Raw genomic sequence first — 7,468 nt, 5'->3', positions numbered from 1 at the left:
TTTTAATCATAATGTTAATTAGCCTCACCGCTAAACACACTCCTTGTGAATAAAAAATATTCATGCACCACTGCACAATTCTCCAGTTAAATTCGTATAAAGGGGTGTTATCAGATTAGATTTCGACTAAAATAGACGTCTAGACGTATATTCAAATGCAACCAACGAGATTTTCCTATTATGGCAAAGCACTTGTTTACCTCTGAGTCTGTCTCAGAAGGTCATCCAGATAAAATCGCCGATCAGATTTCTGATGCGGTATTAGACGCAATACTTGAGCAAGATCCAAAAGCTCGTGTTGCGTGCGAAACGTATGTCAAAACCGGTATGGTATTAGTGGGCGGTGAAGTCACCACTTCTGCTTGGGTCGACATAGAAGAAATTACCCGTAAAACGGTACGCGAAATCGGTTATACCAATTCAGATATGGGTTTTGATGCTGATTCATGTGCGGTACTTAATGCCATAGGCAAACAGTCACCAGACATCAATCAAGGTGTTGATCGTTCAGATCCTGCAGAGCAAGGTGCTGGTGATCAAGGGCTAATGTTTGGTTATGCCAGCAATGAAACCGACGTATTAATGCCTGCACCGATTACTTACGCGCACAAATTAGTTAAGCGTCAGTCTGAAGTCCGTAAAGACGGCACACTACCTTGGTTACGCCCAGATGCTAAAAGCCAAGTCACGTTTGCTTATGATGATGGCAAAATCATCGGTATCGATGCGATTGTATTATCAACTCAACATCGTGAAGATGTGACACAAGCTGATCTGATTGAAGCGGTAATGGAAACCATCATCAAGCCGGTATTACCAGCACAATGGTTAAACAAAGACACTAAATACTTTATCAACCCTACTGGTCGCTTTGTGATTGGTGGCCCAGTTGGTGACTGTGGCTTAACAGGTCGTAAGATTATTGTAGATACTTACGGCGGTATGGCTCGTCACGGTGGTGGTGCTTTCTCTGGTAAAGACCCATCAAAAGTAGACCGTAGCGCGGCTTATGCTGCACGTTATGTTGCTAAAAATATCGTTGCTGCTGGTCTTGCTGACCGTTGTGAACTACAAGTGTCTTATGCTATTGGTGTTGCAGAGCCAACGTCTATTAGTATTGAAACATTCGGTACCGGTAAAGTATCGGAAGAAGTATTGATTAAATTAGTACGTCAACACTTCGAATTACGTCCATACGGCTTAACGGCAATGTTAGATTTGGCGCGTCCAATCTATCAGCAAACTGCTGCTTATGGTCACTTTGGCCGTGATATCTTCCCTTGGGAAGCGACTGATAAAGCTGAAGCACTTCGTGCGGATGCAGGTTTATAATCAGCCAGCATAATTATCGTCTTAAGCTAGTATCTGTATTAAGCTAAAACGATAAAAAATAAAACCGCCAACTGGCGGTTTTATTTTATCTAATTGGCGACACAATAATTCAATCTCAATATTTGATCTCAACATTTGGTCACAACAATGGCTCTGGTTATGTATCAACCCACTTGGCTAAACACAAAGATAACAGCAAACCACCAGCCGTCAACGGCAACTAACGCCAGTGCGATAAACAGCCCTGTGACTAACATTCCAGCCATTAACTTGCCAGCCATTAAACAGTGGTCTGCAATCAAGTTATTCTATCGTCAGCATATGCCTTATGCTCGGTTAGCTCAGAAAGAGTCTGTGGCTGTTATTCATCATCTTAGCTCATCCACTATTGATGGAACTGATGAAGTTGATATAAGTCAGCAAAAAATAATCGCGGCGATAAGAGTTAAACCTATTGGCCAATATCAATTAATCAATGGATTGTTGGTTCATCCTGACTACCGTGGACAACAGCTTTCAACTCAGTTATTGAAATTTATAGCGCCTCAATTAATCACTAAAAATTGCTTCTTGTTTGCTCATCCGTGGTTAATCGACTTATATCAACAGCAGCACTTTATCGTTATAGATCAACATGATTTATCAGCAATACCAGCAGACATCATTCAGTTGTATCGCCGCTATCACAGCGAACAACGGCCACTCGTGTTGATGCAGCTTAATGAACCCGATAAATAATCTAGCTCAATAATCCAGTTCAATAGCCTAATCCAATGAAATATATAAGCAAAGTTCAGACAAAATCAAATGATTTTGGAGACACTTAAAGTCTATTAAGCAGCAAGAAACGCAGCACTGGTAGTGTTGAGTACGAGGTTATTTAACCCGTTAACAATGATCGAAATGCGAACTTTCTATACACATAAACGACACTTGTTGCATTGTCATTACTGGCACTACTTTGACACTGATAGACGCTAAGTTAATCCGCTCGACATCGGTAAATAGTGTAATCCCTGCTTGATAATTATTGGTTACGCCACAAAATAGCCACATGTCTTGCCAGCGGACAAAATACCCCGATTGCTGCAATTGCGGATTATCTGGATTTTGTACATCCGCTTCAACACACTCATACAACTCTGTTGCGTCTGCCAACACCGCGGCTATCAGCTTCATATTGTCAAATGCAGACAGCCTTAAATCCAAGTAAGGCGAAAAGAGTGTGTCAAAGTTAGTACTCATCACGTTCCTCATAAATAATCACTTTAACAACTCCCATAAATGGCACTTACGTAATATTAGTCGTAGCCAACAAACAATAATCACGTTGCTCGAAACTGAATTGATCAATCTCTGTCATTGCGGCTTTTTGTTGATGGGCTGCCAACGAACGCGCATTATCAGCGGCAACATACGTCACCATAAATGGAAAGGTATCCGCTACTTGTTTCTTTAATTCTGTAACCAATGCAGAAAACACTCCCTGGCCACGTTTTGATTCTTGTATCCAAACGGGTCCATATTGACAAGTGTTAGTCGTCGATAAAGCTTGCCCTTGTAAATCGGCAAACTTAAGTTTTTGAATAATATGTCGGTACAATGGTTGCGCGGAAAAAAATGACCATTTCGCTGCCATCACATACCCAATGATCACCCCTTGCTCTTCAGCTACGATAAACCAATGTTGATTTATCAACTGGCTCACCTCTGATTTGGTAAATGAATGAGCATGAAGTTGGCTGTTTGAACCTAACAACTCATCATCAACATGAGCACGCTCTAGCTGCACAATAGCAGCAACATCGGTTAATAACGCCTTACGGATAATAAATGACAATGATTATTCCTTTGACCCTGAATTGGGAGATTGTTTCTTAGCCCATTCTATCACTAGCGCAACAGGCAGCGGAGACATAATTAATGTTCCCACGCCAATGAGTAACGCAATGACCAACATTCCACTGACTTGTTGACCTATATCACTTTGCCAATATAAGCCGATGCCCACCAGCAACATAATTAAACCGACGAAATGCAACACTTTAACTAATTTGATCATTTGCGACTCTTTGATACGTTAAATAATGTTCATTAATCCAAAACATTAGAATTATTTACGCTCTTATTCACACTCAAGTAGTAGAATAACGGCAATTTTTTCGTATATGGAACTCTCTCAACATGATAAAGCATATTCTCGGCGCCACTGTTATATTTTTAGGCCTTAGTGCTTGTCAAAGCCATACTCAAATTGTCTCAAATGAACAATTAATTGGTACTTGGCATGTAGAAGTCGTCCTCGACACACCTACCATTAATAATAGCCCAGCAACTTTAGTGTTTGCTCCAAACGGTGAATTAACAGGTAATAATAGTTGTAATCAATTTTTTGGTCGTTACATCCAACAAGGTCATCTGCTTCAACTTGCGCCATCAGGTTCAACCATGAAAGCCTGCATTGATAGTTTAATCACCCAAGAAGCCGAACTGATGCAAGCGATTTCATTGGTACAACAAGTTGATTTCTCTAAAGGAAAACTCAATCTATTGTCTTTAAATGGTGATACGCTATTAGTGCTGACAAAACAATCGTTACCCGTATCCTAAAGCTTATGGTTCAGATGAGTCGCCGGATGAGTTATTAGTGTCAGTTTAAAGTTCCACTACAAAATGAATTTTTATTCAATAAATCTGATTCTTTCTTGACTTAATAAGTCAATCTATTCAAAATGTGCTAGATTTTTGAATAACAACTATAAGATGAATTATCACTATGCCAGCGACAAGAAATCAGGATGAGCTCGTACGAACTTTTAAAGCGATTCTCAAAGAAGAACGTTTTGGAAGCCAAAGCGAGATTGTTAATGCGCTTCAAGCCGAAGGATTCGGTAATATTAATCAATCTAAAGTATCACGCATGCTCAGCAAATTTGGTGCTGTTCGCACTCGCAATGCTAAGCAAGAGATGGTGTATTGCCTCCCTGCCGAGCTAGGTGTACCTACTGCAGGTAGCCCAGTTAAAAATTTAGTACTGGATGTTGATCATAACCAAGCCATGATCGTGGTCAGAACTAGCCCAGGTGCAGCGCAATTAATCGCCCGTTTGCTCGATTCAATAGGCAAACCAGAAGGGATATTAGGTACTATTGCTGGTGATGACACAATTTTCATCTGTCCAGCAAGTATTAAAACGATTGATGAGACATTAGAAACAGTTAGATCTTTATTCAACTATAGTGAATAAAAACTCATTAAAATAAAAAAGCAATGCCATGGCATTGCTTTTTTATTGCCTAAAACGGGCTTTTACGCATCGTCAAATTGAGTTAAAAAATCCAATGATGGCACAAAGAAAGACGACCCTGTCAGCGCTTTAGTAAACAACATCAAATGATCATGATTCCCATGACCATCACCGTGCACCATACTGCGCAGCATTTGTTCGAAGTGATCAGGTGTACGGCATACTGAAATAAACATCAAACCTTGTTCTCTAATCGAACCATATGGCATGCTTTGACGTAAAATTTCTAATGAGTTACCGTGTGGATCTTTTAAGTTAACTCGTTTTGTGTGGCTGGTTAATGGTTTATCTTCTGATTCATACTCAATATCATCAACTTTGGTACGACCAAAAATATCTTCTTGTTTTTTAAGCGGTAAACGATGCCACTTACTTAAGTTATGCATGTATTTTTGAACATGAACATAACTACCTGAGACAAATTCTTCATCTTCATCACCGACAAGCGCAACTTGTTGACGATGGCGTCCTTTAGGGTTTTCTGTACCATCAACAAAACCAGTTAAGTCACGGCTGTCCATAAAGCGAAAGCCGCGTTCTTCATCGACTAACTCGACCAAATCTTCAAACATTTGGTTAATTTCATTGGCGACGAGGTGCAAAATATCATAGCGATCACAACGGATATGAATAAACAAATCATATTCCATTGCTGGTGCATCACGGTTACCTTCACTCATGGCAGGAAAAGGTTTTAATAATGCTGGGCGAGCTTCTGGATAAAAGGTATCCCAAAAATTAGCCCCAATCCCCACAAAGCCATTAAAAGCACTGTCGGCATATTGATCCGTGAGTTCATAAATATATTGGGCTACATTAGCAATAGATGGGCGTAACTGATCTTCAACACCGTCGTTGGCATTAAACATCAAGTACACACTGTGTAAATTCCCTTCTGCGCAAATCCCTAACTGTTCACGAGGCATAACTTGGTTACCCATATTAACTTCATCCACCTTAATACTATATTTCGGCCTAAACGGTGATAATTTAACGCTTTGATACGACTAGAGAACGATTAACATCTCTCATCAGTTAAGCTGATCATTAGCTTAACTTAATCAAATGTAAATTACTTGAAGTGTACTCACATTTAGCCAGCTTGTAATATCTATTGTACTCATATTCGTGCAGATAACAGCTTGACCATTCATTGCAATTATTGACTAGCTCACTAAAGTTAGAGATCAAAAAATAAAACCTAACCAGCTATTTAGCTTATTTTGCCCCGAACTAAGATTAAGATGACAGCATTGATAGTTAATTAAAAATCACCAGTGGATGCGCTGTAATATTTATATCCACTCGTTGACCTGCCATTAATGTTGTTAATTGGCTACTAACATTCAAAATATCAGCGCCAATTTGGACTTGATAATGGCATAACGTACCAAGAAAATGCCTTTCTACAATGCACCCTCGGCCATTGATGCTAGGATGTAATTCAATTTGCTGTGGTCTCAATAATAATTGCCCTTGGCTGCCAATAGGCAAAGACAATGCTTCTGTGCTGCTAAGATCGCCCAAGGAATAGTGCACTTGATGGCTGGAGGTAACCGTAACAGGTAAGTAATTACCCGCCCCTAAAAAATCGGCAACGTAGCGATCAGTTGGTGCACTATATAAGGTTTCGGCTTTACCATGTTGAATAATGGCGCCATCTTTAAATAAAGCCAGTTTATCTGCAAACACAAATGCTTCATCTTTACTGTGAGTCACAAACACGGCACTAACATTACGTTGTTTTAATATGGCGCGAATTTCTAACATCATATCGTTACGGACTTGCGCATCGATATTAGAAAACGGTTCGTCTAACAATAATAATTCTGGCTGATATGCCAATGCACGCGCAATCGACACTCGTTGCTGTTGACCACCAGATAATTCATGTGGGTAACGAGACGCCAACCCGGTTAATTTAACCAGCTCGAGCATTTCTTCTAATCGAGCTAACCGCACAGTACGATTGAGTTCATTAACCCCAAATAAAATATTGTCTGCCACGGTTAAGTGCGGAAATAAGGCATAATCTTGAAATATCATTCCAACACCACGCTGCTCACTCGCAACAAACACACCATCACCACTCAACGTTTGCCCATTGATGCTGATGCTACCTTGGCTAATGGCTTGTAAACCCGCAATCGCACGCAGTAGTGTGGTCTTGCCGCAACCGCTGGGGCCTAATAATGCGACAATTTCACCTTGCGCCAGGGTAAGATCTAAATGGCGCAACACCACTTGACCGTCATAATCACTACACACATTTTCAATGGTTAAGGTTGACATAATTAGCCTTGTTGCTCCAATGAGCGATTAAGATAAATCAAGGGAACAAGCCCAACTAACACAATAACAATAGCAGCCAATGCGCCATGTTCTAGTTTTTCATCTGACACAAATTGGAAAACATAAGTCGCTAAGTTTTCAAATCCTATAGGACGCAATAATAACGCTGCGGGTAATTCTTTCATACTTTCAATAAACACTAACAAAGCACCAGCAAATATCCCTTTGCGCAATAAAGGTAAATGTACTCGCCATAGTAACTGAGTAGGCGTTCGCCCGAGGGTAATGCAAGCCATGTCTAAAGAAGGGGAAATACGCTTATAACTGTTTTCTAAACTGCCGATGGATATTGCAATAAAACGAACACAAAAAGCAAAAATCAATGCGAAAACACTGCCAGTCAGTAATAAACCTGGGCCTCGGGCGCCAAACCAATCGTAAATATCGTTAATTGCAAAGTCGATAAACGTCAGCGGTACCAAAACACCAATCGCCAACACTGTACCCGGTAAAGCATAACCAGTGCTGCTCAATCTT

At 40.3% G+C, this 7,468-nt stretch carries 10 protein-coding genes; 4 read left to right on the top strand and 6 right to left on the bottom strand.

The genetic code is table 11. The features are described 5' to 3' along the window. Positions 1-180: 180 nt before the first annotated feature. Both metK and CXF78_RS05520 read left to right on the top strand, forming a co-directional pair. The gene (gene metK / locus CXF78_RS05525) at positions 181-1,332 is read left to right on the top strand and encodes a methionine adenosyltransferase (protein ID WP_011636133.1); all 1,152 of its coding nucleotides are present in this window, start codon (positions 181-183) and stop codon (positions 1,330-1,332) included. A gap of 159 nt (positions 1,333-1,491) precedes the next feature. Next, on the top strand, positions 1,492-2,070 hold the full coding sequence (locus CXF78_RS05520) for a GNAT family N-acetyltransferase (protein ID WP_180957054.1): 579 nt from the start codon (positions 1,492-1,494) through the stop codon (positions 2,068-2,070). Between the two features lie 150 nt (positions 2,071-2,220). On the opposite strand, the gene CXF78_RS05515 is transcribed toward CXF78_RS05520, so the two are convergent. Genes CXF78_RS05515 through CXF78_RS05505 form a run of 3 tightly spaced genes read right to left on the bottom strand, consistent with a single transcriptional unit; the run spans position 2,221 to position 3,394 of the window. Beyond that, the gene (locus CXF78_RS05515) at positions 2,221-2,577 is read right to left on the bottom strand and encodes a hypothetical protein (protein ID WP_102036211.1); all 357 of its coding nucleotides are present in this window, start codon (positions 2,575-2,577) and stop codon (positions 2,221-2,223) included. Between the two features lie 46 nt (positions 2,578-2,623). Further along, positions 2,624-3,172, bottom strand: coding sequence for a GNAT family N-acetyltransferase (locus CXF78_RS05510; protein ID WP_011636130.1), 549 nt, complete (start codon positions 3,170-3,172; stop codon positions 2,624-2,626). Between the two features lie 3 nt (positions 3,173-3,175). Continuing rightward, positions 3,176-3,394 (bottom strand): hypothetical protein, encoded by a 219-nt coding sequence (locus tag CXF78_RS05505; protein ID WP_011636129.1) that lies wholly within the window; start codon positions 3,392-3,394, stop codon positions 3,176-3,178. A 122-nt stretch (positions 3,395-3,516) separates the two neighbouring features. On the opposite strand from CXF78_RS05505, the gene CXF78_RS05500 reads away from it, so the two are divergent. Both CXF78_RS05500 and argR read left to right on the top strand, forming a co-directional pair. Next, positions 3,517-3,942, top strand: coding sequence for an META domain-containing protein (locus tag CXF78_RS05500; RefSeq protein WP_102036210.1), 426 nt, complete (start codon positions 3,517-3,519; stop codon positions 3,940-3,942). 166 nt (positions 3,943-4,108) lie between these two features. Beyond that, positions 4,109-4,579 carry a transcriptional regulator ArgR gene (gene argR / locus CXF78_RS05495; RefSeq protein WP_011636127.1) on the top strand — a complete coding sequence of 157 codons (471 nt, stop codon included), beginning with the start codon at positions 4,109-4,111 and terminating at the stop codon, positions 4,577-4,579. A gap of 62 nt (positions 4,580-4,641) precedes the next feature. Here the strand turns inward: argR and CXF78_RS05490 are convergent, their stop codons facing one another. From CXF78_RS05490 to CXF78_RS05480, 3 genes are all read right to left on the bottom strand, one after another. After that, positions 4,642-5,580, bottom strand: a complete 939-nt coding sequence (locus tag CXF78_RS05490; RefSeq protein ID WP_011636126.1) for a Dyp-type peroxidase — start codon at positions 5,578-5,580, stop codon at positions 4,642-4,644. 319 nt (positions 5,581-5,899) lie between these two features. Continuing rightward, positions 5,900-6,931, bottom strand: a complete 1,032-nt coding sequence (locus CXF78_RS05485; protein WP_102036209.1) for an ABC transporter ATP-binding protein — start codon at positions 6,929-6,931, stop codon at positions 5,900-5,902. A 2-nt stretch (positions 6,932-6,933) separates the two neighbouring features. Next, positions 6,934-7,468 (bottom strand): ABC transporter permease (locus tag CXF78_RS05480; RefSeq protein ID WP_145991374.1); only part of this gene is annotated, 535 nt, incomplete at its 5' end.

It is taken from the genome of Shewanella sp. 11B5 (assembly GCF_002836795.1).
Lineage (GTDB): Bacteria > Pseudomonadota > Gammaproteobacteria > Enterobacterales > Shewanellaceae > Shewanella > Shewanella frigidimarina.
Note: the sequence above shows the minus strand (reverse complement) of the source record. Positions and strands in the feature narration are given on the sequence as shown.

What these genes read in the sequence shown, in the direction of transcription:
- metK (WP_011636133.1), top strand. Translation starts at nt 181, where the DNA reads ATGGCAAAGCACTTGTTTACCTCTGAGTCTGTCTCAGAAGGTCATCCA.
- CXF78_RS05520 (WP_180957054.1), top strand. Translation starts at nt 1,492, where the DNA reads ATGTATCAACCCACTTGGCTAAACACAAAGATAACAGCAAACCACCAG.
- CXF78_RS05515 (WP_102036211.1), bottom strand. Translation starts at nt 2,577, where the DNA reads ATGAGTACTAACTTTGACACACTCTTTTCGCCTTACTTGGATTTAAGG.
- CXF78_RS05505 (WP_011636129.1), bottom strand. Translation starts at nt 3,394, where the DNA reads ATGATCAAATTAGTTAAAGTGTTGCATTTCGTCGGTTTAATTATGTTG.
- CXF78_RS05500 (WP_102036210.1), top strand. Translation starts at nt 3,517, where the DNA reads ATGATAAAGCATATTCTCGGCGCCACTGTTATATTTTTAGGCCTTAGT.
- argR (WP_011636127.1), top strand. Translation starts at nt 4,109, where the DNA reads ATGCCAGCGACAAGAAATCAGGATGAGCTCGTACGAACTTTTAAAGCG.
- CXF78_RS05490 (WP_011636126.1), bottom strand. Translation starts at nt 5,580, where the DNA reads ATGGGTAACCAAGTTATGCCTCGTGAACAGTTAGGGATTTGCGCAGAA.
- CXF78_RS05485 (WP_102036209.1), bottom strand. Translation starts at nt 6,931, where the DNA reads ATGTCAACCTTAACCATTGAAAATGTGTGTAGTGATTATGACGGTCAA.